Origin of the sequence: Rhizobium sp. ZPR4 (genome assembly GCF_040215725.1) — a bacterium.
GTDB lineage: Bacteria > Pseudomonadota > Alphaproteobacteria > Rhizobiales > Rhizobiaceae > Rhizobium > Rhizobium rhizogenes_D.
This window is the reverse complement of sequence record NZ_CP157969.1, coordinates 651752-678469: the sequence shown is the minus strand read 5'-3', so window position 1 is coordinate 678469 and position 26718 is coordinate 651752. Positions and strand designations below refer to the sequence as shown.

The window sequence follows — 26718 nt, the reverse complement described above, 5'->3', positions numbered from 1 at the left end:
CGGTAGCAACCAGTCGATATTCTCCAAACACTGGCTATCGCAGATATGACGAGTTGAAATCGGCTAGATGCTCCAGCTTTCCGCCATCAAGAAACTCCACGCGTCCTTCATGAAATGTCATGGCATTCAACTCGCGCAGCTGCTTTAGAACGCGATTGAAATGAACGGCAGTCAACCCCAGTGCATCGGCAATCAGTGACTGCGTCAAGGGACATTCATATGCAGTCCTCGTGCCAAGGCCAGCGAGATTCAATCTGGCACCAAGTTCAAGAAAAAAATGAGCAGTCCTATTGATCGGCTTGCGCCGTCCGATATCAACCAGATGCTGAGCTATGATGGCTTCGCCTCGGAAGACAGACCAAAGGATGGACATGGCAAGGCAATTATCAGCACAAAGTGCTGTTAAAAGGCTCTCAATGTCGATCTCTCCCACCTCAATACAGGTTATGGCACAAAGATTATCGTCGCAATCGGGAGCAAGAAGTCGCCTGATACCCAGGAGATCTCCGGGAACATGGAAATTGATGATCTGTCGCGTTCCATTACGCAAGAGCCTGTAAGAGCAAGCCCAACCACTATAGATCAAATATGCGTTTCGCCCTCCTTCTCCCTCGCGGATAAGATCGCACCCCTTCATGCAGATACGTTTGCGGGTGACAAGCGCATCCAGGGCACCTCTCCCCATAGTCAAGTAAGGCATATTCAAGGGTAAATGATATGTATTCCAGTTTGTCGAGGCAGAAGGGATACCGGACTTTCCGTCAAGTGGAAGTAGATCATGTGGCATATAGGATGCCTTCAGAATTTGAGATCGACACACCCCCTAGAGAGAATATTATAATGGAGAGTATTTTTCGAAAACTTAACTCGGATTAACAATTGGCGGGAAGCAGATAGCGCTTTTCGGGAAGATTTGAGAATTTCTTGAAATATTACAATATATTAGCAGGAAAACGAGCGGCGGGCGATCGGTATCACAAGCCAAGCACTTCTTAGTGAAACAGTTGTGATGAACTGTTTAGCACCCATGTAACGGCAAGAGATTACGCAGAAAATAGCTGGATGCCATTGGACGATGACATGCCCAAGTGCGCGCTGTTTCGGCAACTAACCAGACGAAATTTCATATTGGGAACAAGGGTTAAGCTGCCGATAGCCTCGTCTCCCGGCGGGTAATAGGCCAAGACCAAACATCATCTCTGCGGCTAGTTGCGTCCTTCTTGGCGGCGAAGAGAAAATTCAACTTCTGACATATTTATCGAGATCGATGCAGCCGAAAGGTTGAATGCATTGATCCAGATCATATCGGGCCTATCCCAAGCGGTTCAGACTGCAAGATGCCGGCGCTGCTGAAAACCGCCGGGCTTTCACAAATCGGAAATCATGCCTGTTCGGCAGAACCGGCAATCGCTCCTGATGGAGGTTGCAATGTTGAAAATGCCCAAACCGACGATCGTTTTCGCTGTCCTGGGAGCGACCTTTGCCGCTCTTGCGACCTCATCCGTTCCAAGCTTCGCTGCGTTGAGCTGTGTGGAAAGTCTTCAGTTGACCGGAACGGAGTTGCGTGATGCTCCGGCGGGCCAACAGAAGAGTGAAGCCATGGGACTTTATTCCGCCGCGATGGACGCCCATCACAATCGGCAGGAGGGACGATGCGAAGGAGATCTGAATCGCGTCGACGCACTCCTTGACCGCACCGCATCCTCCGCCGACCTGATTGACTCAGGCAATGTCGGTGTGAGCACGCCATCGACGTCGTCCACCTCGTCGCAAGATCATGGCGGCGACCACGGTCATGGCCACGATCGCCACTAGGCTTTGCTTTCGCTGAATATGCGCATGCGGAATGATCCTGGCCTGATCTGCGGCTCCCGCTTTGCGCTGCATTGTTCAACGCCTCGACCGTCCTTGTCCGGCCGAGGCGTCTAGATCGTTGGAATTGCTCATTAAAATCGCCGATTTGAGTGATGTAGCCGCCAAGCGTTCACGAGCCCTGCTGGGCTGCATTCCCGATAGAAGACACGTTTTTCATTTCTTCCTTTTGTGGCTGGCCACGGCCTGCGAACCTTATTGGAAAGTCTTGATCCAATCTTGAATATGTTGCGCCGTCTCCCGGGGAGACGAGGTCGTGTTATCGATGGTCGTGCGATGTGTCGCCCCATCGTCGAAAAGCGAGCGTTCGACGACAAGCCTATCTAAAATCTCTGCCTTTCGACTTTTTCCGCTCTTGCCGCGATCTTCGCTGGCGATGCGGCGAGCGTTCTCGACGGGCGAGCACGTCAGCGTAACGGAGAAGAGCGGGCAATTTCGCGCTTGTGCGAGATCGATGATCGCTTGCCAATTTTCCTCAAGAAATCCGTTCGATCCTCCGCGGGCAACAACGCTTGTCAAAATGATGGGCAGAGCTGGCGGCAGTTTTAGAATTGCAGCGAACGCGACAGATCTGACGGCGCGGACTAAATCGTAATACTCCGCTGTCCCGCCTTCGGCCAAAGCGCGCCCTACATTCAAAATGGTGTGGTTGTCGAGCAGCTTTCCGCCCAGAATTGCCTGCAATTCGCGTCCGGTTGTCAACTTACCAACACCTGGCCATCCGCTTATGTTGACTAGCATCGTGAACTCCAATCGGCTTTTCGGGCTCGAAAGACGCCTGCTTTTTCGCACCCTTGCCATAATCTCTCGCAGCGCGATTCCGACATGTCTGAACCCTTCAATGGTCCGTCGGATGTCAAGGCTACGACAGGAAGCCGGTCGTTGCCCAGCCGAAATGGCGTTCATGAGGGTGGAGAAATGCGATCTAGCGCCTATTTCAAAAAGACGGGAAACGGAGAGCAGGAGGACCAGAGTAATGGCAAAGAACACGATTTGCTTGTGGTACGATAAGGATGCAGAGGCCGCCGCCAATTTTTATGTCGAGACTTTTCCCGACAGCACCATGGGCGCCGTCATCCGCGCACCGGGAAACTATCCGGAGGGCAAGCAGGGCGATGTGCTGGTCGTCGAGTTTACGGTTGCAGGTGTCGCTTGCGTCGGCCTGAATGGCGGTCCGGTGTTCAAACACAATGAAGCCTTTTCGTTTCAGATCTATACCGAGGATCAGCAAGAGACGGATCGTTATTGGAACGCCATTGTCGGCAATGGCGGCCAGGAGAGCGAATGCGGCTGGTGCAAGGACAAATGGGGCGTTTCCTGGCAGATCACGCCGCGTATTCTGATGGAGGCGCTTCGTGAGGGCGGCGATCAGGCAAAGCGGGCTTTCGATGCAATGATGACCATGAAGAAAATCGATGTGGCGGCGATCGACGCGGCTCGGCGTGGCTGAGGGCTGAAGCGGCTTGCCCAGCGCACCCCATCCAAGGTCGCCAATGCCATGGCGATTTGAGATGACTGTCGTGCGCGGGGCTATGATTGCTTTTATTCAAGACTCCATTAAATATGGATCTAGGCATATGAAATCGGCTGTTGTGGATCGGATAATAACAACTTATCCTTGATCGAATGCAGAGGCAGGCCAATGGCGTTTGACTGGTGAGGTTTACAGAGGATGGCCACACGGAACGCCGCCAGCTGGAATCATTGCAAGGTCAGCGCAGTCTTCGGCGGGCGAAGCGCACGACTGCGTGACGAGCGTCTTCGCCAAGGAATCTGGCTGATCGAGCCTGTCAGTCCCCATAATGGTCGCTTTCCATATAGAGATTGGCCGCAGGGAACCATGTGCTTGCGACTGTTTGGGCATCGGCGGGTTTCTGAGAGGATTGCCGTGAAATCCTATCGCGCCACCGCCATCAGAATTCCTCCCGACCTGTTCCTGAAGAGTAGAGTTACCACTCATGATAAAACGCATGATAATCATGCTGATCATCATAGGCCTGATCCTTGGCGGGATCTTCGGCTTCCAGGCATTCAAGAACCGCATGATTGCGGCTTATCTGGCTAATCTCAAGTCGCCACCGCAGACCATCTCGACAATTACCGCGGCGACGAGTCCATGGCAGACGACACTGCAGTCGATCGGCAGCTTCAATGCCGTCGAAGGCGCCAATCTTTCGGCGCAGGTCCAGGGCATCGTCCAGAAGATCGGCTTCGAGGATGGCCAGGACGTCAAGAAGGGCGATCTTATTGTGCAGCTGCTTGCCGATCAGCAGATCGCGACGTTGGATCAATACAAGGCGACGATGGCCAATGCTCAAATCGCCTATGATCGCGACTCCAGGCTGATCAAGGCCAACACCATCGCGCAAAGCCAGGTCGATAGCGATCTGGCGAACTGGAAGGCGGCGCAGGCGCAGGTCGCGTCACAGCAGGCGTTGATCGATCAATATTCGATCCGCGCGCCCTTCGATGGCCACCTCGGCATCAAGCTGGTGAGCCTCGGCCAGTATCTGTCCGCCGGGACGGCCGTCGTGACCTTGCAGTCGCTTGATCCGATCCAGTTTGATTTTTCGATGCCGCAGCAGGCCCTGTCGCAGCTGAAGGTCGGACAAGCGGTGACGGCAACGGTCGATGCCTATGGCACCCAAAATTTCGACGGCAAGATCACGGCGATCAGCCCGCTGGTGGACACGCAGAGCCGCAACATCACCATCCGGGCAACCTTCCCCAATACTGACCGCAAGCTGCTGCCCGGCATGTTCGGCAACATAACGGTGGTGGTCGGGGAGCCGAAAGAGTACATCTCCCTGCCGCAGACCGCCGTCACCATCAATCCTTACGGCAATGTCGTCTACGTGGTGACCGACAAGGGCAATGGCGCGGACGGAAAGCCGCAGCTCGTCGCCAATCAGAAATTCGTCAGCACGGGGCAGGCGCGAGGCGATCAGATCTCGGTGACCAAGGGGTTGAACGCAGGCGAAGTGGTTGTGACCTCCGGCCAGCTGAAACTCAACAACGGCTCGCCTGTCATCATCAACAACGAGGTGCAGCCGTCGAACGATCCTAATGCGAACCCGGCAAATCCCAACTGAGGTGTAGCGATGAATATCACCGATATCTTCATCAAGCGCCCCGTTCTCGCTCTCGTGGTCAGCGCGTTGATTATCGTCATCGGCTACCAGTCGTTCCGCTCGCTTACCGTGCGCCAGTACCCGCAGACCCAGAACGCCGTCGTCACGGTGACGACCACCTATCCCGGTGCGGCGCCTGACGTCATCGCCGGCTTCATCACGACGCCGCTCGAAAACGCCATCGCGCAGGCCAACGGCATCGATTACATGACCTCGACGAGCACCAGCGGCACGTCGACGATCACCGTCAATCTGCGGCTCAACTACAGCGCCGATGCGGCGATGACCGAAATCAACGCCAAGGTATCCTCTGTTCTCAATCAGCTGCCCACGGGCACGCAGCAGCCGATCATGACGGTTTCCATCGGTCAGTCGATCGACGCCATGTATATCGGCTTCCGAAGCGACGTTCTGGCCAGCAACCAGATCACCGACTATCTGACGCGCGTCGTCCAGCCCAAATTGCAGGCGGTCAACGGCGTTCAGACGGCCGAAATCCTCGGCGCGCGAACCTTTGCCTTGAGAGCCTGGCTGCAGCCGGACAAGCTTGCCGCCTATGGCCTGTCGGCTGGCGATGTCTGGACCGCGCTCGGAGCCAACAACTACATTTCCGGCATCGGCACAACGCGCGGCCAGATGACGCAGACGGTGCTGACCGCGCAGACCGACCTGCATTCGGCTGATGAATTCAGGGAAATGGTGGTCAAGCAGATCGGCAGCACGATCGTGCGCTTGAAGGATGTCGCGACTGTTGCCCTCGGATCTCAAAATCCCGACGTCCAGATCGGCTTCGATGGGCAGGACGGCGTGTTCATGGGTATCCAGATCGCGCCGACGGCCAACCTGCTTGACGTGATTGCCGGCGTGCGAGCGGTCTTTCCAAGCATCCAGCAGCAATTGCCGCAGGGCCTCGAAGGATACATCGTCTACGATTCCAGCACCTTCGTCACCACCTCGATCGATGAGGTCGTGAAGAGCCTGCTCGAAGCTCTGGTGATCGTGATTTTCGTGGTCTTCGCCTTTCTCGGCTCGCCGCGATCGGTCGCCATTCCCGTCGTCGCCATACCTCTGTCGCTGGTCGGCACCTTCGCGATGATGCTGATCTTCGGCTTCTCGATCAATCTTTTGACGCTGCTTGCCCTGGTGCTGGCGATAGGCCTTGTGGTCGACGATGCCATCATCGTGGTCGAGAACGTCAACCGCCACATCGAAGAGGGATCGACGCCCATGAGGGCGGCGCTGGATGCAGCGCACGAACTGGTCGGGCCGATCCTTGCCATGACGGTGGTGCTGATCGCAGTCTACGTGCCGATCGGTTTCCAGGGTGGCCTGACGGGCGCCCTGTTTACGGAATTCGCCTTCACGCTGGTCGGCGCCGTTACCGTGTCCATGATCATTGCGCTGACGCTGACGCCGATGATGTGCTCGCGCATCCTGAAGCCGCATTTGATCGATCGCAGCGGTTGGGAAGAGCGTATCTCCGATTTCATCGACCGCCGCTTTTCGGAGATCCATCGGCCCTATGTGCGCATGCTGCATGGCAGCCTGAATACTGTTCCGGTGGCGTTGGTCTTTGCCGCAATCGTGCTTGGCAGCATCTATTTCCTCTATACCAGCGCCAAGACCGAGTTGGCTCCCAACGAAGACCAGGGTTTCTTGGCCGCGCAGGTAACGAACCCTCCCAATGCGACGCTTCAGCAAAAGCTGCTCAACTCCAACCAGGTCACCAAGATCTTCCGCAGTTTCCCCGAAACCGACAAGACCCTGCAGGTCGAGGTGCCGGGCACGTCCTTCGAGGGCATGGTGCTGAAGCCCTGGGATCAGCGCACGAGAACGGCCGATCAGCTGCAGCCACTGGTGCAGGCCGATCTGGCGAAGATCGCCGGCGGACAGTCCGTGGTCTTCCAGATACCGCCGCTGCCCGGCGCCAGCGGTCTGCCGGTGCAGTTCGCCATCGGCAGCACCAGCGGCTTCGAGCAACTCAACGAGGTTTCCACCGCCTTCCTGCAGGAAGCACAGAAATCCGGCGAGTTCATCTTCCTGACGAAGGATCTTTACGTCGATAATCCGCAATATTCGATCCAGATCGATCGCAGCAAGGCCTCGGCTCTCGGGCTGTCCATGAACAATGTCGGTTCGGCGCTCGCCTCCATGCTGGGCGGTGGCTATGTCAACTACTTCAGTATCGACAACCGCTCGTATCAGGTTATCCCGCAGGTCGAGCAACGGTCGCGCCAGACCATCGATCAGATCATGAACTATCCGATCGCAAACGTGAACGGCAACAAGATCCCGCTTTCGGCGATCGCTACTGCCAAACTCCAGGCCACCCCGCGCTCGGTTGCGCACTTCCAGCAATTGAACTCGGCCACGATCTCCGGCGTGCCGGCGCCCGGTGTTGCCGTCGGCGATGCGCTGAATACGCTTAAGTCGATCGCGGCGCGGACGCTGCCGCAGGGCTATTCGGTCGACTATGGCGGACAGTCACGCCAGTACGTGCAGGAATCGAGCGGCATGGCGACGACCTTCGCCCTTGCCCTGATCATCGTGTTCCTGGCACTCTCGGCGCAGTTCAACAGCTTCCGAGACCCGTTCATCATCCTCGTCTCCGTGCCGATGTCGATCGCAGGCGCGCTCGCTTTCATCAGCCTCGGTATCGGCGGCGCGACGATGAACATCTATACCCAGGTCGGCCTGGTGACGCTGATGGGGCTGATCAGCAAGCACGGCATCCTGATCGTCGAGGTGGCGAACACGCTGCAGGCCGAAGGAAAGACCAAGCGTGAAGCGATAGAAGGCGCTTGCGGCATCCGCTTGCGGCCAATTCTGATGACGACGGGCGCCATGGTTCTCGGCGTCGTGCCGCTGATCCTGGCGACCGGCGCCGGTGCCGCCGCCCGCTTCAACATGGGCCTCGTGATCGCCACCGGTCTTGCCATCGGAACGCTGTTCACGCTCTTCGTCGTGCCCGCGGTCTACATGCTGCTCGCAGCCGACCATCACAAGAAGGATGCGCCGGAAACAGAAGCAGAGCCGACCCTTGCACATTGAGTGTGCCGGCCGGCGAAGTCGGTGCGATGATCGAGTTGAAGCATGTCTGCCTATGATGCCGCAAGACACATGGCAGGCGTCGCTTCTTGCTCGGCTCGCATCAGCGATGACGTTGCACAGGAACGACACTGAGGGCGATGAGGAACTGATCGGAATATCGATGTCGCAGGGGGCTTCGTCTTTTCTGGTCTGATGATCCGTCAGCTACGACAGCAGTAATCGTCGTGGTGAGCTAGGCTTTCCGGAAATGCACTCGACCGGAATTCGCATCGTGCCGGTTTGGTTTGTGAGGGCGGGTAGGCGAATGGCATCGCCTCGCTGCTCAGGGCGATGATGCCGGCTGGCTCAGCATCGAGTGGCTCCAGTCGTCTATGAAGCGACGCCGTTGCGCTTCGTCCTGTGCGGCAAGCAATGCGGGGCCGATGCGGATCGGCTGAACGAAGCTCAGTTCGCCGAGGGTCGACGGGCCGTCGACCCCTTCGGGAATATTGCCTTTCTCGGCAAAGAAAAAGGCCTTGCGCCGCGCCAGGTCCTGACCGCGTTTGGAGAGGAGATAATCGAGAAAGCGCCTGGCAAGGTCCGGCCGCTGCGCAACCTTCGGTACCAACACGCCACGGCTCAGGATCAGCGTATAGTCACGTGGAATGACGACCCTGAGATCGGGATTGGCCCGAGCGGCCGCATAGGAATAGGACCCGATCATGTTATAGGCGAGGTAGATCCGTCCGCTGGCGATTTCCTGCAGGATGGTCCCGGTGCAACAGCTGACCTTCACGTCGGCGCGGCTCATGCTTTCGAGAAGGCGGCCATAGGTCGCGGTCGCCTGACGAGCATCGCTGAAGGCGAGGAGATAGCCGACGCCTGACGTCCTGATGTCGAAGGTACCCACCCGCCCCTCATAGTAGTCGAGCCTGCGCCGCAGTAGATCGGCAAGCTCGGCGCGGGTGCGTGGAACATCGTTCGATGGCACGTAGCGCGCATTGTAGACGAAGACCGCCGGCTCGAAGGTGAAGCCGAAGACCTCGTCGCGCCAATTGGCCCATTTCGGCACCTGGGCGGTTTCCGATGAATGATAGGCCGAGGCGCAGCCGTTGTTGGCCAGGCTGACGAGCTGATCGAGCGAGGAGGAAAGCCAGAGGTCGCCAAGCGGCGTGTTCTGTTCGCAGGCGGCGCTCGCCTTCCGATGCAGCTCATTCGTGACATAGTCGGAATATTCGATGGCAATATCCGGCGCCATTTCCTGAAAATCCCGGATCAACGGCTCCATGGCCTGGAGATCGGCCGCGCCATGGATCGACAGGCGGGCCGTCTCGCCATTGACCGCCGGGAAGAGCTTCGACGTGCCTTCCACGGCTGTTGCCAAGGTCGGTGCAAAGGCAAAGGCTGCAAGCCCCAGCCAGGACGCAAGGAGGAGCTGTGGCTTCATTTTCCCTCCCTGTGAATGCGCGGAAGCGCAAGAATGACGGTGAAGCCGTGCGCGTCCTCGCCCTTGGCGCGAAACTGCAGTGCACCGCCATGCGCGGCGGCGACTTCCGATGCGATGGCAAAGCCGAGCCCCGCACTTCCTTCGCCGGCTTTGGATGTCTGAAAGCGCTGCGTGACACGCGGCCATTCTTCGGAAGGAATGCCCGGGCCGTCATCCTCGACCTCGACATGGGCAAGGGAGCCAGCATCGCGCACCCGCACTTCGAGCCTGGAGAGCGTTCCATGGCGAAGAGCATTGTCGATGACGTTGACGATCGCCTCGCGCAGGCTGACCGGATCGCCGAGAACGGCAAGCTCGACATCGGCCTCTTCGAAGGAGACGACGATATCGGGGTCGACCGTAATCGGTACTGCCACGCGAAAGGCACGCCTGGCGATTTCATTGAGATCGACGGGTTCGAGCTGCACGGATTCGGCACGGTGGATGACCATGGCATGGCTCAGGAGCTGGTTGGTCAATCTCGCCAGCTCGTCGGCGCGCTGCTGGACGCGCCCGAGATGCTGCCTGTCCGCCTCGTCCAGCTTGTCATTGTTCAAGAGGTCGAGCTGAGCTGTAAGTGCCGTCAGCGGTGTCCGTATCTGGTGTGCCGCATCTGCGATGAAACGCTGTAGCAGCACGACGCGTTCGTTGAGGCGACCCATGAAATGATTGATGGAACCAACGAAGGGGCGAAGCTCACGCGGTACCGATACGGAAAGAGGCGTCAGATCCTGCGGATCCCTGCGGCGAAGAGCTCCGCCCAACTGGTTGACCGGTCGCAGCGCCTGGCGGATGGAGAGGATCATCACCGCCAGTGCCAGGAAGCACATGATGACGATGGTGATTGCGGCGCCGAGCGTCAGTTCATGCGTCAGCGCCCGGCGCGCTTCGACGGTCTGGGCGAGGATCACATGTGCCCAGCCCGAGGCCGCCGGGTCGGAGAGGGCTCGCCCGACGACCGCGATGCGTACGGCTTCGCCCTTATAAAGGCCGGAGCTCAGGACCGGCTCCCGGCGAACGGTGGCGAGGTCGACGTCAGTTTCCAGATCGCGGTGACCGGTGAGTGTCTTTCCCGACGGATCGAGGATGCGATAGAAGATGCGGTCGCGGTCGGCCAGCCCCAGCATTTCGAATGCCGACGCCCTTAGATCGACGATCAGGGCGCCTTCCTGGACGGCAAGGCCATCGGCGATCTGCAATGCTGCGCCGACCAGAACCCGGTCATAGGCATCGTCGGCGGCGGTGCGCGCGGAATACCAGCTTGTGGTTATGAGCACTCCCGCGCCGGCGGTCAGGAGCACAGACATGACGACCGCCAGGCGGGCAAAGAGCGAGCGATCAAGCGTCATCGGAGACCAGCTGATAGCCGATGCCGTGAAGCGTGACGATACGGGCCTTTGCCCCTTCCAGCTTCTTACGCAGCCGTCCGACATAGAGCTCGATCGCATTGGCGCTAACGGCCTCGTCGAAGCCGTAGAGCTGGTCGAGCAGCTCCTGCTTGCTGAACACGCGCCCGGGCCGCGAAGCAAATATTTCCAGTAGCGTCATCTCCCTGCGCTTCAGCTGAACCTCACGCTTGCCGACTTTCACCGAGCGGCTGGTGCGATCAAGCACGATGTCGCCGCAGGTGACGAAGTTGGTCGCGTCGCCGCTCCGTCTGCGTAGCAGCACCCTGGCCCGGGCTTCAAGCTCGCGAAAGTCGAAAGGCTTGACGAGATAGTCGTCGGCGCCGAGGTCGAGGGCGCCGACACGATCGTCGACCTCCGACCGTGCTGTCAACATGAGAACGGGCGTCGTCACGCGGGCGCGTCTCAGCCCCTTTAAGATTTCGAAGCCGTCGAGCCCTGGCAGCATGACGTCGAGGATGACGAGATCATAGTCCGTGAAGGCCAGGATCTCGGCGGCGACGCGGCCGTTCACCTGCCAGTCGACCGTATGGCCGACAGCCTGAAAGCGCCGGCAGATGGCCTCGCCAACGTCTTGCGTATCCTCAACGAGCAGAATGCGCATGGCGCTCACCTGGCCAGATCCTCGTTAATTGCAGACGCAAAATTCCTCCCTTTCTTGAGCGGTTCGGGTCTGAACGCAGCTCCGAACCGCTTTCTTGCTGCTTTAAGCGGCCTCTGGATACAGCCACACGCTCTCGCGCGGAATCTCCGCCCAGACCGTGCCTGCCGCCATCAGCTTCGGCCCGAACGCCTTGGCCTTGAAATCGCCGTAGGACAGGCGGTATTCCCAGCGGTCGCCGAGGAACAGGCACGCCTCCAGCTGCATTTCGATGCGGCCAGGTGCCGGCTGGTCGTGAACGGCGACCTGCTCGACGCGGATGACGGCCTTGCCTTCGCTTTCCGCCCCATCCCCCATCATCACGCCATCGAGCTGCCAGTTGCTACCATGGATGCTGGCTGCAGGGCCATCGCGTTTGATGCGTCCCGCGGCAACATTGTTCGCGCCGAGAAAATCGGCGACGTAGAAGCTCGAGGGCTTTGAATAGATATCCTGCGGCGGGCCTTCCTGCGCCACCTTTCCGTTGCGCAGGAGCAGGATATTGTCCGAAGCCGCCAGTGCTTCGGCCTGATCGTGCGTGACGAGCACACCGCAGATACCGAGATCGAGAACGAGCTTGCGAATCCAGTAACGAGCCTCTTCGCGCAGTTTCGCATCCAGATTGGACAGCGGCTCGTCCATGAGCAGGATCTTCGGTTCGTAGACGAGGGCGCGGCAGATGGCGACGCGCTGCTGCTGGCCGCCGGAAAGCTGATCCGGATAGCGTTCGGCTAGATGGCCGAGGCCGATCTTGCCGAGCGTGTCGAGAACGCGCTTCTCCGCATCCGCCTTGTTGACGCCCCTGAGCTTCAGGCCGTAGGCGACGTTTTCCGCGACAGAGCGATGCGGCCATAGCGCATAGGACTGGAAAACCAGCCCGATATTGCGGCTTTCCGGCGCGACGGTAACGCGCTTGTCGCCGTCGAAGACCACCGAGCCGCTGATCTTGATCTGGCCGACTTCCGGCTGTTCGAGACCGGCGATGCAGCGCAGAAGGGTGGTCTTGCCGCTACCCGAGGCACCGAGCAGCGACACGATCGATCCGCGATTGGCGGTAAAGGAGGCACCCTGGAGGATGTGCAGGCCGCCGAGGTACTTATGCACGTTTTGAACGATGAGATCAGTCATGGATCTTGGCTCCGAGACGAAGGGCGAGGGCAAGGCCGCTGCCGGTAAGAAGGATGCTGACAAAGGCGAGGGCGGCGATCGTATCCATGGCGCCGGACTGAAGCTGCGCCATCATGAGAGAGCCGATGACCTCGGTGCCGGCGCTCATCAGATAGATGCCGGTGGCGTAGTCGCGCAGGAATACGATCATGATGAGCGCCCAGGCGCCCACGAGACCCGGCCGGATGATCGGGATGACAATATCGCGCCAGCTCCGGCCGATGGTCGCGCCAGTGGTGCGCGCGGCCTCCTCCAGCTCGGGGCTGACCTGGATCAGCGTGCCCTGCAGCAGGCGCAGGCCGTAGGAAAGGCCGACGATCACATAGGCGGCAAACAGGCTGATCAGCGTCGTTCTGAGCGGAATGAGGAAGGGCACGAACAGGAACAGCCAGAAGAAGGCAAGGCCAATGATGAGGCTCGGCATGGCGCGTGGCAAGAGCACCATATAGTCGAGAACGGTGTTGGACATGCCTCTGTGGCGATGTCCCGCAAGCCCGATCACGAGATAGATCGCGACCGCTGCCGCCCCGCCGACCACGGACAGGATGACGGTGTTGACGATACCGCGAAACAGGGTCGGCACTTCGAGCAGCGTCGCGAAATGCGCGACGGTCAGATGCGCCAGCGGATTGACGCCCTGTCCCCAGGCATCGACGAAGGCGCGCAGCACGATGCCGCCGATCGGCAATGCCACCGACACGAAGAGCCAGAAGCCGATGAAGGAGAGCGCGACGATCTGGCCGGTCCGGCCAAGGCGCATCACGGTCGTTCGCGCCCCCTTGCCTCCGAGAGCGGCATAGCGGCGGCTATGGCGCAGCAGGCGTCGCTGATACCCGACGAGCGGCAGGGTGAGCAGGACGAGCAGGACGACGACGACGGCCATCAGCTGATAGGTCGGCACGCCGAACAGCGTCGTGAGCTTGTAGACATAGGTGGTCAGAACGATGATGCCGCTGGGGTCGCCAAGAACATAGGGAACGCCGAACATCTCGAAGCCGATCAAAAGGTTCAGCGCGGTGGCAAAGACCAGTGCCGGCAGGACCATAGGCAGCGTCACGTCCAGGCAGACCCGCCAGATCGGCGACCCCATCGACCGCGCCGCCTCCTCAAGATCGGACGGCAGGTTGCGCATGGCGGCCGATACATAGAGATAGACATGCGGCACATGGGCGAGGCCCGTGACGATGACGATCCCGGTCAGTGAATAGAGGTTCCAGGGCGCCGCTCCGAAGATATCGCGCGACAGCATGGTGAGGAAGCCGGCCGGGCCGACGGAAACCGTATAGCCGAAGGCGAGCACGATTGCCGAAATGAACATCGGCACGAGGACGACGACTTCAAGCGCCTTGCGAAACTTGACATCGGTCCTTGTCAGCAGGAAGGAGAGCGCGGCGCCGAGCGGCACCGCGATCGCCACCATGCCGACCGCCATGATGACCGTGTTCCAGAGCGCGTCATAGAACATTTCGTCAGTCAGGATATAGCGATAGGCCTCGATGGAGAGCTTGCTTTTCGGCGCGAAGAATGGTCCGTCGAGCAGGCTCTGATAGATGATGAGGACGATCGGCGCCAGCACGACGATGGCAAGCAGACCGATGACGATACGCCTGAAGCCAAGGGCATTGGCCGGCTGCGGGATCGATGTGAATGTCTGGTTCGAATGAACCGCTGGCCGTCCGGCGTGAGACAGAGTCGATACTGGTGTCGACGGTGCCGACATCGGCGTGCCTCCTTCTTGATGGTTGTTGCTTTCGAGCATTCCCGCTTCCGTTCGGGCTGCGAGAATGCTCTCAGGTGATTGGGCGCCGCGTCAGCTCTTGACCGATCCGCGCCACTTCTTGAGGAAGTCGAGGCGCTTCATGGGGTCCATGAATTCGAGGCGCGAGTCGTCGAGTGCGATAGGCTTGAGGTTGCCGCCGACCAGCTCGTTGATGGTGTTGAGATTGTAGCCCTGGTCGACATCGGTGCGCAGCGATGGCATCCCCTTCGAGGCGATGGCGTTCTGGCCTTCCTGGGAGAGCATGAAATCGAGGAAGAGCTGGGAGGCGTTCGGGTGCGGCGCGTTCTTGATGACGGCGGCGACGCGCGAGAAGGCCGGCGTATAATCCTGCCCGAAGGCGACACCCAGATTGGAAGCGCTCTTCACCCAATCGAGCGCGTAGGAGCCGATGAGGTTGAAGGCGATCACGTTCTCGCCGGAAACCACCGTTTCGCGCATGGAGCCCGTCGAGGAATAGGTCTTGCCCTTGGCGGCGCCGAAGGCCGAGACCAGATCCCAATAATCGCTGCGCTGCTTGGAGTCGTTCGTCTGGATCATGAAGCCGACACCGGACTTTTCCGGGTCGAAGGTGGCGATCTTGCCGGCAACATCCGCCTTGCCAAGGAATTCGATCAGGGCTGCGCGGGTGCGGGGAACTTCATCTTCCTTGAGGGCGAGCTTATTGTAGATCATGCCGATCGGCTCGAGCGTGGTGGCATAGACGGTCTTGTCATAGACGGCCCAGCTTGGCAGCGCGCCGATTTCCGTCGAGGCATAGGGGGCGAGATAGCCGTCGGCGGCCAGCTTGACCGTCTGGTCCATCGCCGACGTCCAGACGAGATCTCCGCCGACCTGGCTGGCCGCAGCTTCTGAGATGATGCGGTTGTAGACGCCATTGGTGCCGATATCGTTGTAATCGATGCGGATGCCGGGATATTTCTTGGTGAAAGCATCGAGCAGGGCCTGGGCCTGCGACAGATCGGTCGCGGCATAGACGGCGATCACGCCTTCCTTCTTGGCGGCGGCGATGAGCTCTTCGCTTGCCGCGAAGGCTGCGCCGTTGATACCAATCGCCATGGCGGCTGCGATGCTGAGTTTCTTGAATAGCAGTGACATTTGAATCCCTCCCGTTGACTGCTGCATGATTTTGGTTGCCGCCCGCGTCCCTGAATTAGGGACGCACATGGACGACACGGCTCTCCTCGTGGAAAGCCGGTGAATAGGATGTGATTGGCTGATGGTGGCCGGCGACGGATGCCGGATGACAGGCGCTAGTTGCGACCGAGCGCGGTTTTCATGATATCTCCTCCCCGATGGCTAGCCGGCTCGTGAGCCGGCCGTCTCTGTCCTCTACAGATTGCAGCCAAGGTGACATCGATTCCTGTCAGGGAACTGTCACGGCGGAAGAAGATGTATAGTCAGGCCGTCGTGCCGGCGGCTGGTCCTCAGGCAGGAGAGGTGCTCCTTACGCGGGGATCGCCATATTAAGTTCCGCCTGACGTCCGAGATGCGTCATCCAGTCGACAAAGTCAGGCCGCCCCTTGATCTGCCGGCCATAGTGACGGGCAAGTGCTGCGATCAAATCCCCGTTCCTGCCGAGCTGCTTGTCGGCAAAGCCGATCATCTGGGAGTTCGGCCACGCCTGTGGGCGGATGGCTACCAGGCGAGCAAAAAGGCTCTCGCCGGGCTCGTCGGGATTTGCTTGCGCCATCAATGACAGCATGGCAGCGGTCGAGCGCGATACGCCCATATGGCAATGCACCAGCAGATGGCTCGACGCCTCCGGGGCTTGCTGCGTCTGAAACTCAGAGCCGAATTTCAGGATCGCTTCGACATGTTCCGGCTGGGGCATCACCCGCCCCGGAGCCGTCGCGATGATATCGTGAAAACGCAGCGTCGTGCGATGATGCCTGGCATAGGAGTGGAAGACATCGAGCTCGGGATATTCCGGATCGAGGAGGGAAAGCACGTGGGTAACGTTGCGCGCGCGTTGATCGGGCAATTCTTCAATGCCACAAACCGTGAGTTCTGGAGAGAAAAGCACGCCCATTGTCATATCCTTCAAATCAACTGGCGATTCCGCGGTGCTGCGATACGATATAGTGTCATCGCTCTGAAGTGAAAGTGCTTTTGCTCCTTGTACGCGCCACCTGGAGCAATTCCAGGAAAAGTGCGTAGCGGTTTTCCGTCCGGAATTGCAAAAGGCAAAGAGATGGAGCGGTTCGGAGTTTGCGTGAAAAGCTAAGCCGCTTTAGGCTTTTGAAAACAAGACGACCTGCGTTTTGATCTCTTCTTCGTCAATCTCCAGAATACGATAGCCGAACATCCCGGTATCGGCCTTGAGACGTTCGGATTGCTTGACGATCTGATAGGAGACCGCCGGCGAGACATATTGCCTGATGTTTGCGTCCCGGGCTTCGTCGATCATGTGGTAGTGACCGCAGAATAGGGATATCTGGCAGTCCATGCCGATCAGAAGCGATCTGACCTCATCCCGGTCGCGCAGGGCGGCACCGGTTCGATCTACCGGCGTGTCGAGCGGCAGGATCGGGTGATGCAGAAAGACCGCGGCCCGCTTCACACCTTCGAGTTCGCGGGCGAGCCACTTGCGCTGGCTGTTACCGATGACGTTGTCGGACGTATCGAGGAAAATCCGTTTCAGATGCTGGTCTTGCTGCGAGTAGCATAGTTTTCCTGCCACGATATTGCCGTCCATGTCATGGTACGGCGCGACATTGCCATAGGTGTCGTGGTTGCCGAGGATGAGCGACACATCGAAGGCATAAGTGCGCAGGAGTTCGAAAAAGCCCACGACCGAATTTGCCGTGCCGATATCGCCGCCGAAGACGACCTTGGAAATGCCCTTGCGGGCGATGTCGTCGAGAACCACGCGCAGGTGATGCTCGTGCTCTTGCGGCGTCTCCTCATAACCCATCTTGTCGCCAGCAATTTCGCTCTTGACGACCAACTTCTGACCGAGATGCGTGTCGGTGAAAAAGGCGAGGATTTCTTTCGTCATGGGTCGGTTCCGTGGCAATTGCTTGTGCGCTCAGTCTAGGGCGGCGATCTGCCCCAATGCTTCGATGCGTGTCGAAACATGCGAACTATTTCGGTGCTATGATGCTGCCTGACTTGAAGAGGCCTAGACATGACGACCCAGCCGAATATAGCCGCTGTTGCCTTTCTGATTGCCGATCCTGCACGCGTTGCCATGCTGTCGGCGCTCCTCGATGGCCGGGCTCGACCTGCTGGGGAACTCGCCTATTCTGCCGGCGTGACGGCGCAGACGGCCAGTTCCCATCTGGGCAAGTTGCTGGTCGGCGGCCTGCTGACTGTGGAAACCGAAGGGCGGCACCGATACTATCGTCTCGCCGGCTCCCATGTCGCGCTGGCGCTCGAGACCCTGGCCTCGATCGGTCCGACGGAGCCCGTGCGACGAAAGCCGCTGACCCGGGATGCGCAAAAGCTTCGGTTCGCTCGTTGCTGCTACGATCATCTGGCTGGCCGTGTCGGGATTGCCGTAACCCATGGATTGTTGGAGAAAGGGTTCCTCATCGCGGCCGAAAGGAAGCGGTTCGAACTCACGCCGGCTGGTGCAGAGTGGTTCGGCCGCATGGGCATGAACACGGCCAGTATCAGACCCACGCGCTACGGGCTTGCCCGGCAATGCCTCGATTGGACGGAGCGCCAACATCATCTTGCTGGACCGCTTGGCGTTCATTTGACCAACCTCCTTTTCGCGGAGGGTTGCATACGGCGGTCGCCCTCGTCCCGCGCCGTTGACGTCACGCCGAAAGGCTGGAAGGTGTTGAAGGAGCATTTCGGCATTCACGAACAGGCCTTGCTCTGAGGAGCGCTCTGCTGCATTGACTTCATTTCGACAATGGATGATTTTGGTAGGCCATATTATGGTATCCGAAGATCGAGGGTGCGGAAATGAATGATGATGCGCACGGCGCCGCAATTCGCGTGGAGCGTCCGACCAAGACGTTGCGGGAGCTTGCCCTCGACAAGGTGCGAGAGGCAATCATCAATGGTTATTTCCGTCCGGGTGACCGCCTGGTGGAACGCGATCTCTGCGCCCAGCTTGGCGTCAGCCGCACGATCGTGCGCGAGGTTCTGCGCCATCTCGAATCCGAAGGTCTTGTCGCCAACCTTCCGAACAAGGGGCCAATCGTCGCCCAGCTCAATCACGACGAGGCCAAGCAGATCTACGAGATCCGTGCGGCACTCGAAGGGATGGCGGCACGGCTTTGCGCCGAGCAGAACAATCCCGCGATCGCCGATGCCCTGGACAAGTCGCTGGAGGATATAAAGCATAGCTACCGTGAGAAGGACATGGTGGGCGTGCTTGCCCACACATCGTCCTTCTATCAGACGCTGTTCAGCATGGTTGACCGCCATGTGGCCTGGGGCGTCGTCAATCTTCTGACCGTACGCATCAACCACCTGCGCTCCATGACGATCAAGACGCAAAATCGCGATGTCCAGGGTCCGGCGCAGATGGCGCGTATCGTCGATGCTATCAGGCGCGGTGATGGCGATGGCGCCTATCAGGCGGCGATGGATCATGTCACCAGCGCAAGCGCTATCGCCCAGGCCGTGCTTTCCGGGCGGCAACCGATCGATTGATTTCTCGCCAAGGCCATGAAGATGACTGCCTCCCCATCCTTTCTCGGCTTCTCGGACCGCCTTGACGATGGTCACCTGCCGCGTGTGGTGATCTTCAGCGCTGGTCACGGCAGCACCTATCCCGGCAAGGACAGCAGCGGCTACGCCCTGTCGGCTGGAGCGATCCGCGCTGCCAGCCAGGATGATGCCGCGCTCGTCGAGCATTGGGATTTCGATCTCGGCGGTCCGCTCTTCGATGGCAAGCCGGTTTGCTGCATCGACGTGGGGAACATTGAGATCGTCATGCATGACAATGCCGGCAACCGGGACCGGATTAAGGCGAAGATGCGCGAGGTCCTGGCATTGCCGGCCGTACCGATCCTGCTTGGCGGCGACTGTTCCGTCACGATCCCCTTCATCGCCGGCTTTGCGGATGAGGGGCCTGTCTGGATCCTGCAGATCGACGCCCATATCGATTGGCGCGATGAGCTGCATGGCGAGCGTTATGGCTATTCGAGCCCGATGCGCCGGGCAAGCGAGATGCCGCATGTTGCCGGAATGGTGCAGGTGGGCCTGCGAAGTGTCGGTAGTGCTCGTCCTGCCGACGTCGAGGCGGCGCAGCGCTATGGCAGCCGCTTTGTCACGGCCCGCGACATCCATGCGCAAGGGGTCGAGGCAGCTCTTCAGCATATTCCGCAAGGCGCTCGGGTCGTCGTGACCCTGGATTGCGACAGCATCGATCCCGGCATCATGCCGGGTGTGGCGGCACGAACGCCCGGCGGTCTCACCTATACGCAGGTCATCGACCTGATCGCTGGCCTTGGTCGGCGGGCGAGGATTGCAGGCTTCGATCTGGTGGAGCTCTATCCTCCGGCCGATATCGACGGCCTTTCGGCCCTGACCGCGGCGCGCATTGTCGTCAATGCGATCGGTGCCATCGTCCGCCAGGAGTAACGCCGGCGAAATTCCAGCCGTGTGGCGAGCCGACCTGCACGATGCCGGATGATGTCGGTGGATGTCATGCCTCATCAAATTGTCGTTTGCCTGGGGAAGCGGGTTGACTCTCCCATGTCTTCGGTGTGACGGTATACCATAATAACTAATACAAAAGCGGAACATCGATAGCTGAAGATATGCGGCGAACAAGCACCGCTTTTGCGAACGCTTGTTGCTGCCTATCAATAAGGCATTGTTATAGCTGATGATTTCTGGTGCGCGGCAGGTTTTTCAGTCCGGTCGCTCAAAGCCGCTTGACAGTACAGTATTATGGCATACCATCATACGTAATCTTAGATGAGAGCGAGCCATGAGCCTTCAGATCCGAAAAACTGTCCTGCAGATCGAAACGACGCTTGTTGAAGGAGGGAAGGCAGCAGCTACGCCGTTAAAGCTCTTCTCGGCATGTGCGATCGTCAAAAACCCCTGGGCCGGTCGTGGTTTCGTCGCCGATCTGAAACCCGAAATTCATGCTGCCGCGCCTATCCTCGGCGAATTGCTCACCAAAATGATCATCGACGCGGTCGGATCGGGTGAGGCGGTCGAAGCCTATGGCAAATCGGCGGTCGTCGGTCTGGATGGCGAGATCGAACATGCGTCCGCGCTGATCCACACCCTGCGGTTCGGCAATCACTATCGCCATGCCGTCGGCGCCAAGTCCTATCTCGCCTTCTGCAACACGCGTGGTCCCGCCAATGCGCCGATCATGATCCCGCTCATGGACAAGAATGACGAAGGCCGCCGTTCGCATTATCTAACGATCCAGACCTCGGTTCCCGATGCACCCGCTGCCGACGAGATCGTTGTGGCGCTCGGCGCCTCCGTCGGCGGCCGGCCGCATCATCGCATCGGCGATCGTTACCAGGACCTCAAGGATCTGGGACAGGACGTCTCCAATCCGGCCGGCGTGTAAGGATCGGGTGTCTGGATGCCGGCGATGGAAACCATGGACCAGAGCAAGCCCGATCATCTGAAGACGGAAGGTTTGCTCCGCAAACACACGGCAGGCGGCACGGCCTATCATGAGGTCGGCGAAGGCGAGCCACTGGTTCTGATCCATGGTGTCGGCATGCGGTTGGAAGCCTGGACGCCACAGATCGAGGCATTTTCCGGAAGCCATCGCGTCATCGCCGTCGACATGCCTGGGCATGGCGAAAGCGTCGCATTGCCCGCGGGAAGTCCGCTGCAAGCCTTCGTCGCCTGGTTCGGTGGTTTCCTTGATGAGATGGAACTCGGCAAGGTCAACGTTGCCGGTCATTCGATGGGTGCGCTTGTCGCCGGAGGGGCCGCTGCCACCTTTGGCGAACGGATCAAGCGGATCGCCTATCTCAACGGCGTCTATCGCCGCGACCCCGAGGCCAAGGCGGCCGTGCTTGCTCGTGCTGCGGCAATACCGCTTGCCGGCGTCGACAAGGAAGGCCCGCTGCTGCGCTGGTTTGGCGATGATGCTCAAAGCGCGGTGGCGCGCGAGCTCACCCGCAACTGGCTGAGCCTTGTCGATCCACAAGGCTATGCCACGGCCTATGCGGCTTTTGCCGGCGGCGATGAGACCTATGCCGATCGCTGGCCTGATGTCAGCGCGCCTGCGCTGTTTCTGACGGGGTCGGGCGATCCGAATTCGACGCCGCTGATGGCCGAACAGATGGCGGCGGCGGCACCCGAAGGCTGGGTGCGCATTGTCGAGGGCCACCGCCATATGGTGAACCTGACAGCACCAGACATCGTCAATGAGCTGCTTGCCGAGTGGCTTTCATGCGGGGAGGACGCAAGATGACGACGCAAGACTTCGACCCAAGGGCACTGCGCGACGCCTTCGGTGCCTTTCCGACCGGCGTCACGGTTGTCACCGCACGAGATCAGGCGGGCCTGCCGCTTGGCTTTACGGCAAACTCGTTCACGTCGGTGTCGCTTGACCCGCCGCTTCTTCTTGTCTGCCTGGCAAAGACCTCGCGCAATTTCGAGGCCATGACGAGCGCAAAACATTTTGCCATCAATGTGCTGTCGGAGACGCAGAAGGCCGTCTCCAACACGTTTGCGCGGCCGGTCGAAGACAGGTTCGCCGCGGTCGAATGGAATTCAGGCGCGGATGGCTGTCCGATCCTTGCCGATGTCGCCGCCTGGTTCGAATGCGCCATGGAACAGGTGATCGAGGCCGGCGACCATGTTGTCCTGATGGGGCGCATCGTCTCGTTCGACAATAGCGGCCGCAACGGTCTCGGCTATGCCCGCGGCGGCTATTTCACACCGATCCTGGCGAGCAAGGCGGTTTCCGCCGCCGCGGAAGGCAATATCGAGCTGGGCGCGGTCGTCGAGCGCGATGGCGAAATCCTGCTGCTTGGCGATGACATTCTTGCCCTTCCGAATTGCGAGGGCAGCGAAGGAAGTCCCGCCGACATTCTCGGCCAGTATCTGCAAGCGCTGACCGGGCTCACGGTTACGGTCGGCTTTCTCTATTCGGTCTATGAAGGCAAGAGCGATGGCAAGCATCACATCGTCTATCGCGCCTTCGCCTCGCAAGGCGAGCCGCGCGAGGGCAGGTTCATGAAGCCCGATGCCTTGAAGGCGGCGCACTTCAAGACCAGCTCGACGGCCGATATCGTCGCCCGCTTCGCAATGGAAAGCCAGATCGGCAATTTCGGGGTCTATTTTGGTGACGAGACCTCCGGCATGGTGCGGCCGGTTTCCGGGAAGGCGGTGCAAGCATGAAATTCTCTCTCTTCGTTCACATGGAGCGTCTCGACGCGAGCCAGACGCATAAGAGCCTTTATGACGAGTTCGTCGCGCTGTGCGAGATCGCCGACAGGGGCGGCATGCACGCGATCTGGACGGGCGAGCATCACGGGATGGACTTCACCATCGCGCCCAACCCGTTCGTGACCATCGCCGATCTGGCCCGGCGGACGTCAAGAGCGAGACTCGGAACGGGAACGGTGATCGCGCCGTTCTGGCATCCGATCAAGCTTGCCGGTGAAGCCGCCATGGCCGACATCATCTGCGACGGCCGCCTCGATATCGGTATTGCCCGCGGCGCCTATTCCTTCGAATATGAACGGTTGCTGCCGGGTCTCGACGCCTGGGGTGCCGGCCAGCGCATGCGCGAGCTCATTCCCGCCGTCAAAGGCATTTGGCAAGGTGACTACGCCCATGATGGCGAGTTCTTCAAATTTCCGTCGACGACTTCGGCGCCGAAGCCGCTGCAAGAGCCGAACCCGCCGATCTGGGTTGCGGCGCGCGACCCGAATTCGCATGAATTTGCCGTTGCCAATGGCTGCAATGTCCAGGTGACGCCGCTTTGGCAGGGCGATGACGAGGTTGAGGCGCTGATGGGACGTTTCAACGATGCCTGCGCCAAGAACACGCATATCGAGCGGCCGAAGATCATGCTCCTGCGGCATACCTATGTCGGCTCGTCCGAGGACGACATCGCGCGGGCCGCCCACGAGCTCAGCGTCTACTACAATTACTTCTTCGCCTGGTTCAAGAACGAGAAGCCGGTCCATCAGGGCCTGATCGAGCGCATTCCCGAAGAAGATATTCGCGCCAACGCCATGCTGTCGGATGCGGTCATGCGCAGCAACAATGTCGTCGGCGACGCCTCGACGGTGATTGCCCGGCTAAAGACATATGAAGCGATGGGCTACGACGAATATTCCTTCTGGATCGACACAGGCATGTCCTTCGAGCGCAAGAAGGCCTCGCTCGAACGCTTCATCGCCGAGGTCATGCCGGCATTTGCGGAGTGAACGTCATGCAGCGCTTCCAATATTACATCGACGGTGAGTTTCTGGACGGGGAAGGCCGCTTCCAGAGCATCGATCCGGCGACCGGCGACGTCTGGGCCGAGATGCCGGAAGCACGCGAGGCCGATGTCGACCGCGCCGTCAATGCCGCCGAAAAGGCGCTTTACGACAGCCCCTGGGCGAAACTGACGGCGACGCAGCGCGGCAAGCTTCTCTACAGGCTCGCCGACCTGGTTGCGGCCAATGCGCAAAAGCTCGCCGAACTGGAAACGCGCGACACCGGCAAGATCATTCGCGAGACTTCTGCGCAGATTGCCTATGTCGCCGACTATTATCGCTACTATGCCGGCATTGCCGACAAGATCGAAGGCTCCTATCTGCCGATCGACAAGCCGGACATGGATGTCTGGCTGCGCCGGGAGCCGGTCGGCGTCGTCGCCATGGTGGTGCCCTGGAACAGCCAGCTCTTCTTGTCGGCCGTCAAGATCGGCCCGGCATTGGCCGCCGGCTGCACCATGGTTGTCAAGGCTTCGGAAGACGGGCCGGCGCCGCTTCTGGAATTCGCGCGCCTGGTTCATGAAGCCGGTTTTCCAGCTGGCGTCGTCAACATCATCACCGGGTTCGGCCCATCCTGCGGCGCGACCCTCGGACGGCATCCGAAGGTCGCGCATATCGCCTTTACCGGCGGGCCGGAGACGGCGCGTCATGTCGTGCGCAATTCGGCAGAGAACCTTGCCTCGACGTCGCTCGAACTGGGGGGCAAATCACCCTTCATCGTTTTTGCCGATGCGGACCTTGAAAGTGCTGCCAATGCGCAGGTTGCCGGCATTTTCGCAGCGACCGGCCAAAGCTGCGTGGCCGGCTCGCGGCTGATCGTCGAGGCCAGCGTCAAGGACACCTTCCTGTCGATCCTCGCGCGCAAGGCCGAGGCGATCCGCATCGGCTCGCCGCTCGACATGACAACCGAGGTCGGACCGCTCGCTACGAAGCGGCAGCAGGATCATGTCGCGGCTCTCGTCGAGAAGTCCATTCAAAGCGGTGCGCGGCTCATAACCGGCGGGCAAAGGCCCGATGGCGCCGGCTATTACTTCCAGCCGACGATTCTCGATTGCGACGGTGTCGCTTCGCCGTCCCTGGCCGAGGAGTTCTTCGGGCCGGTTCTGTCGGTTGTCTCCTTCGAGACGGAAGCTGAAGCGCTGAGATTGGCAAACGACACCCGCTACGGACTGGCATCCGGTGTCTTCACCCAGAACCTTACGCGCGCCCATCGCCTGATGAAGGGCATCCGCGCCGGCGTCGTCTGGGTCAACACCTATCGCGCGGTATCGCCGATCGCCCCCTTCGGCGGCTTCGGATTTTCCGGCCACGGCAGGGAAGGCGGGCTTGCGGCGGCGCTCGACTATACCCGGACCAAGACCATCTGGTTGCGGACGTCGGACGAGCCGATCCCCGATCCCTTCGTCATGAGGTGAGACCGATGTTTTACGAGATCCGCACCTATAGGCTGAAGAACGGTACGATCCCGCAATATCTGAAGGTCGTGGAAGAAGAGGGAATTGCGATCCAGAAGGCGCATCTCGGCAATCTCGTCGGCTACTTCCATTCGGAAATCGGGGTGATCAACGAGATCGTGCACATCTGGGCCTATGTGAGCCTCGACGACCGCGAAGCGCGGCGCGGACGGCTGGCGGCGGACCTCGAGTGGCAGGCTTTCCTGCCGAAGATCCGCGACCTGATCGAACAAGCGGAAAACAAGATTATGAAGCCCGCCGGTTTCTCCCCATTGGGGTGAACGGGTGGCCGCATAAGGCATGCCTCCAAAGACTGAAAAACAAGGACAAGGGAACATGAAAGCAAGAATTGCACTCGCGGCCTTTGCCGCAATGATGGCCGCATCCATGCCCGCCAAGGCCGATACCATGGTCTTCACGAGCTGGGGAGGAACGACGCAGGATGCGCAGAAGGTCGCCTGGGCCAACCAGTTTACCGAAAAGACCGGTATCGGCGTCATGCAGGACGGTCCGACGGATTACGGCAAGCTTAAAGCGATGGTCGAAGCCGGCCAGGTCAGCTGGGACGTCGTCGACGTCGAGGGCGATTACGCCGCGCAGGCCGGCAAGGCCGGTCTGCTCGAAAAGCTCGACTTTTCCGTTATCGACAAGTCCAAGCTTGATCCCCGCTTCGTCAGCGACTACTCGGTCGGAAGCTTCTATTATTCCTTCGTCATCGGATGCAATGCCGATGCCGTCAGCGCCTGCCCGAAGACCTGGGCGGATCTCTTCGACACGAAGAAATTCCCTGGCAAGCGCACCTTCTACAAATGGTCCGCCCCTGGCGTGATCGAAGCGGCGCTGCTCGCCGACGGCGTTCCCGCCGACAAGCTCTATCCGCTCGATCTCGACCGCGCCTTCAAGAAGCTCGATACGATCAAGTCGGATATCGTCTGGTGGTCGAGCGGCGCGCAGTCGCAGCAGCTTCTGGCGTCGGCCGAAGCACCCTTCGGCAGTCTCTGGAACGGTCGCATGACCGCGCTTGCCAATAGCGGCGTCAAGACGGAGACGTCCTGGAGCCAGAACATCACCGCGGCGGATTCTCTGGTCATCCCCAAGGGTGCGCCGAACCTGGAAACGGCGATGAAGTTCATCGCGCTTGCGACCTCGGCACAGCCGCAGGCCGATCTGGCGAAGGCGACCGGATATGCGCCGATCAATCTCGGCTCGGCGAAACTGATGGACCCCGAAACGGCCAAGACCCTGCCGGACCAGCAGACGGCAAGCCAGGTCAACGCCGATATGAGCTACTGGGCCGCAAACCGCGATGAGATCGGCAAGAGATGGTACGCCTGGCAGGCGAAGTAAGCTCTTAGGACAACTAGGCCGC

Annotated in this window: 24 protein-coding genes; 14 read left to right on the top strand and 10 right to left on the bottom strand. The window is 59.8% G+C overall.

The window, feature by feature from the left end; genetic code table 11:
- Positions 1–34 precede the first annotated feature (34 nt).
- Positions 35–787: a Crp/Fnr family transcriptional regulator gene (locus ABOK31_RS30885; protein WP_349961428.1), complete on the bottom strand. Its 753-nt coding sequence runs from the start codon at positions 785–787 to the stop codon at positions 35–37.
- Between the two features lie 641 nt (positions 788–1428).
- On the opposite strand from ABOK31_RS30885, the gene ABOK31_RS30880 reads away from it, so the two are divergent.
- Complete coding sequence (locus ABOK31_RS30880) at positions 1429–1815, top strand: hypothetical protein (protein ID WP_174172789.1); 387 nt, start codon at positions 1429–1431, stop codon at positions 1813–1815.
- Between the two features lie 252 nt (positions 1816–2067).
- On the opposite strand, the gene ABOK31_RS30875 is transcribed toward ABOK31_RS30880, so the two are convergent.
- Positions 2068–2613, bottom strand: a complete 546-nt coding sequence (locus ABOK31_RS30875; RefSeq protein ID WP_349961426.1) for an AAA family ATPase — start codon at positions 2611–2613, stop codon at positions 2068–2070.
- A 235-nt stretch (positions 2614–2848) separates the two neighbouring features.
- Here ABOK31_RS30875 and ABOK31_RS30870 point away from each other — a divergent pair, with 235 nt between their 5' ends.
- The 3 genes from ABOK31_RS30870 to ABOK31_RS30860 all read left to right on the top strand — a co-directional run bounded on the left by ABOK31_RS30870 (position 2849) and on the right by ABOK31_RS30860 (position 8054).
- Positions 2849–3322 (top strand): VOC family protein, encoded by a 474-nt coding sequence (locus ABOK31_RS30870; protein WP_349961424.1) that lies wholly within the window; start codon positions 2849–2851, stop codon positions 3320–3322.
- A gap of 520 nt (positions 3323–3842) precedes the next feature.
- Positions 3843–4964, top strand: a complete 1122-nt coding sequence (locus ABOK31_RS30865) for an efflux RND transporter periplasmic adaptor subunit (protein ID WP_349961423.1) — start codon at positions 3843–3845, stop codon at positions 4962–4964.
- 9 nt (positions 4965–4973) lie between these two features.
- Complete coding sequence (locus ABOK31_RS30860; RefSeq protein WP_349961421.1) at positions 4974–8054, top strand: efflux RND transporter permease subunit; 3081 nt, start codon at positions 4974–4976, stop codon at positions 8052–8054.
- Between the two features lie 322 nt (positions 8055–8376).
- Here ABOK31_RS30860 and ABOK31_RS30855 read toward each other — a convergent pair whose 3' ends face one another.
- The 8 genes from ABOK31_RS30855 to ABOK31_RS30820 form a co-directional block, all read right to left on the bottom strand.
- A complete protein-coding gene (locus ABOK31_RS30855) occupies positions 8377–9480 on the bottom strand; it encodes an ABC transporter substrate-binding protein (protein WP_349961419.1) in 1104 nt (367 codons plus the stop codon).
- Entirely contained in the window at positions 9477–10868 is a 1392-nt protein-coding gene (locus tag ABOK31_RS30850) for a sensor histidine kinase (RefSeq protein WP_349961418.1), read from the bottom strand. The genes ABOK31_RS30855 and ABOK31_RS30850 overlap by 4 nt, the downstream gene beginning before the upstream one ends.
- Complete coding sequence (locus ABOK31_RS30845; RefSeq protein WP_349961417.1) at positions 10858–11529, bottom strand: response regulator transcription factor; 672 nt, start codon at positions 11527–11529, stop codon at positions 10858–10860. The genes ABOK31_RS30850 and ABOK31_RS30845 overlap by 11 nt, the downstream gene beginning before the upstream one ends.
- 102 nt (positions 11530–11631) lie before the next feature.
- Complete coding sequence (locus ABOK31_RS30840; protein WP_349961415.1) at positions 11632–12693, bottom strand: ABC transporter ATP-binding protein; 1062 nt, start codon at positions 12691–12693, stop codon at positions 11632–11634.
- Complete coding sequence (locus ABOK31_RS30835; protein WP_349961413.1) at positions 12686–14452, bottom strand: iron ABC transporter permease; 1767 nt, start codon at positions 14450–14452, stop codon at positions 12686–12688. The genes ABOK31_RS30840 and ABOK31_RS30835 overlap by 8 nt, the downstream gene beginning before the upstream one ends.
- 90 nt (positions 14453–14542) lie before the next feature.
- Complete coding sequence (locus ABOK31_RS30830; protein ID WP_349961411.1) at positions 14543–15607, bottom strand: ABC transporter substrate-binding protein; 1065 nt, start codon at positions 15605–15607, stop codon at positions 14543–14545.
- Positions 15608–15956: 349 nt separating this feature from the next.
- Positions 15957–16541: a protein-tyrosine-phosphatase gene (locus ABOK31_RS30825; RefSeq protein ID WP_349961410.1), complete on the bottom strand. Its 585-nt coding sequence runs from the start codon at positions 16539–16541 to the stop codon at positions 15957–15959.
- A 201-nt stretch (positions 16542–16742) separates the two neighbouring features.
- Positions 16743–17510 carry a metallophosphoesterase gene (locus ABOK31_RS30820; protein WP_349961408.1) on the bottom strand — a complete coding sequence of 256 codons (768 nt, stop codon included), beginning with the start codon at positions 17508–17510 and terminating at the stop codon, positions 16743–16745.
- 129 nt (positions 17511–17639) lie between these two features.
- Between ABOK31_RS30820 and ABOK31_RS30815 the strand changes: the two genes are divergently transcribed.
- The 10 genes from ABOK31_RS30815 (at position 17640) to ABOK31_RS30770 (ending at position 26696) form a co-directional block, all read left to right on the top strand.
- Entirely contained in the window at positions 17640–18341 is a 702-nt protein-coding gene (locus tag ABOK31_RS30815) for a helix-turn-helix transcriptional regulator (RefSeq protein ID WP_174172775.1), read from the top strand.
- A gap of 86 nt (positions 18342–18427) precedes the next feature.
- Positions 18428–19123, top strand: a complete 696-nt coding sequence (locus ABOK31_RS30810) for a GntR family transcriptional regulator (protein ID WP_174172774.1) — start codon at positions 18428–18430, stop codon at positions 19121–19123.
- A 21-nt stretch (positions 19124–19144) separates the two neighbouring features.
- Complete coding sequence (locus tag ABOK31_RS30805; protein ID WP_349961405.1) at positions 19145–20056, top strand: agmatinase; 912 nt, start codon at positions 19145–19147, stop codon at positions 20054–20056.
- A 352-nt stretch (positions 20057–20408) separates the two neighbouring features.
- The gene (locus tag ABOK31_RS30800) at positions 20409–21011 is read left to right on the top strand and encodes an amino acid synthesis family protein (RefSeq protein ID WP_174172772.1); all 603 of its coding nucleotides are present in this window, start codon (positions 20409–20411) and stop codon (positions 21009–21011) included.
- A gap of 33 nt (positions 21012–21044) precedes the next feature.
- Positions 21045–21872, top strand: coding sequence for an alpha/beta hydrolase (locus ABOK31_RS30795; protein WP_349962828.1), 828 nt, complete (start codon positions 21045–21047; stop codon positions 21870–21872).
- Entirely contained in the window at positions 21869–22804 is a 936-nt protein-coding gene (locus ABOK31_RS30790) for a flavin reductase family protein (RefSeq protein ID WP_349961403.1), read from the top strand. The genes ABOK31_RS30795 and ABOK31_RS30790 overlap by 4 nt, the downstream gene beginning before the upstream one ends.
- A complete protein-coding gene (locus ABOK31_RS30785) occupies positions 22801–23841 on the top strand; it encodes an LLM class flavin-dependent oxidoreductase (RefSeq protein WP_349961401.1) in 1041 nt (346 codons plus the stop codon). The genes ABOK31_RS30790 and ABOK31_RS30785 overlap by 4 nt, the downstream gene beginning before the upstream one ends.
- A gap of 5 nt (positions 23842–23846) precedes the next feature.
- Positions 23847–25310, top strand: coding sequence for an aldehyde dehydrogenase (locus ABOK31_RS30780; protein WP_349961398.1), 1464 nt, complete (start codon positions 23847–23849; stop codon positions 25308–25310).
- Between the two features lie 5 nt (positions 25311–25315).
- Positions 25316–25630, top strand: a complete 315-nt coding sequence (locus ABOK31_RS30775) for an NIPSNAP family protein (protein WP_349961395.1) — start codon at positions 25316–25318, stop codon at positions 25628–25630.
- A 55-nt stretch (positions 25631–25685) separates the two neighbouring features.
- Positions 25686–26696: an ABC transporter substrate-binding protein gene (locus ABOK31_RS30770; protein WP_174172766.1), complete on the top strand. Its 1011-nt coding sequence runs from the start codon at positions 25686–25688 to the stop codon at positions 26694–26696.
- Positions 26697–26718: the final 22 nt, after the last annotated feature.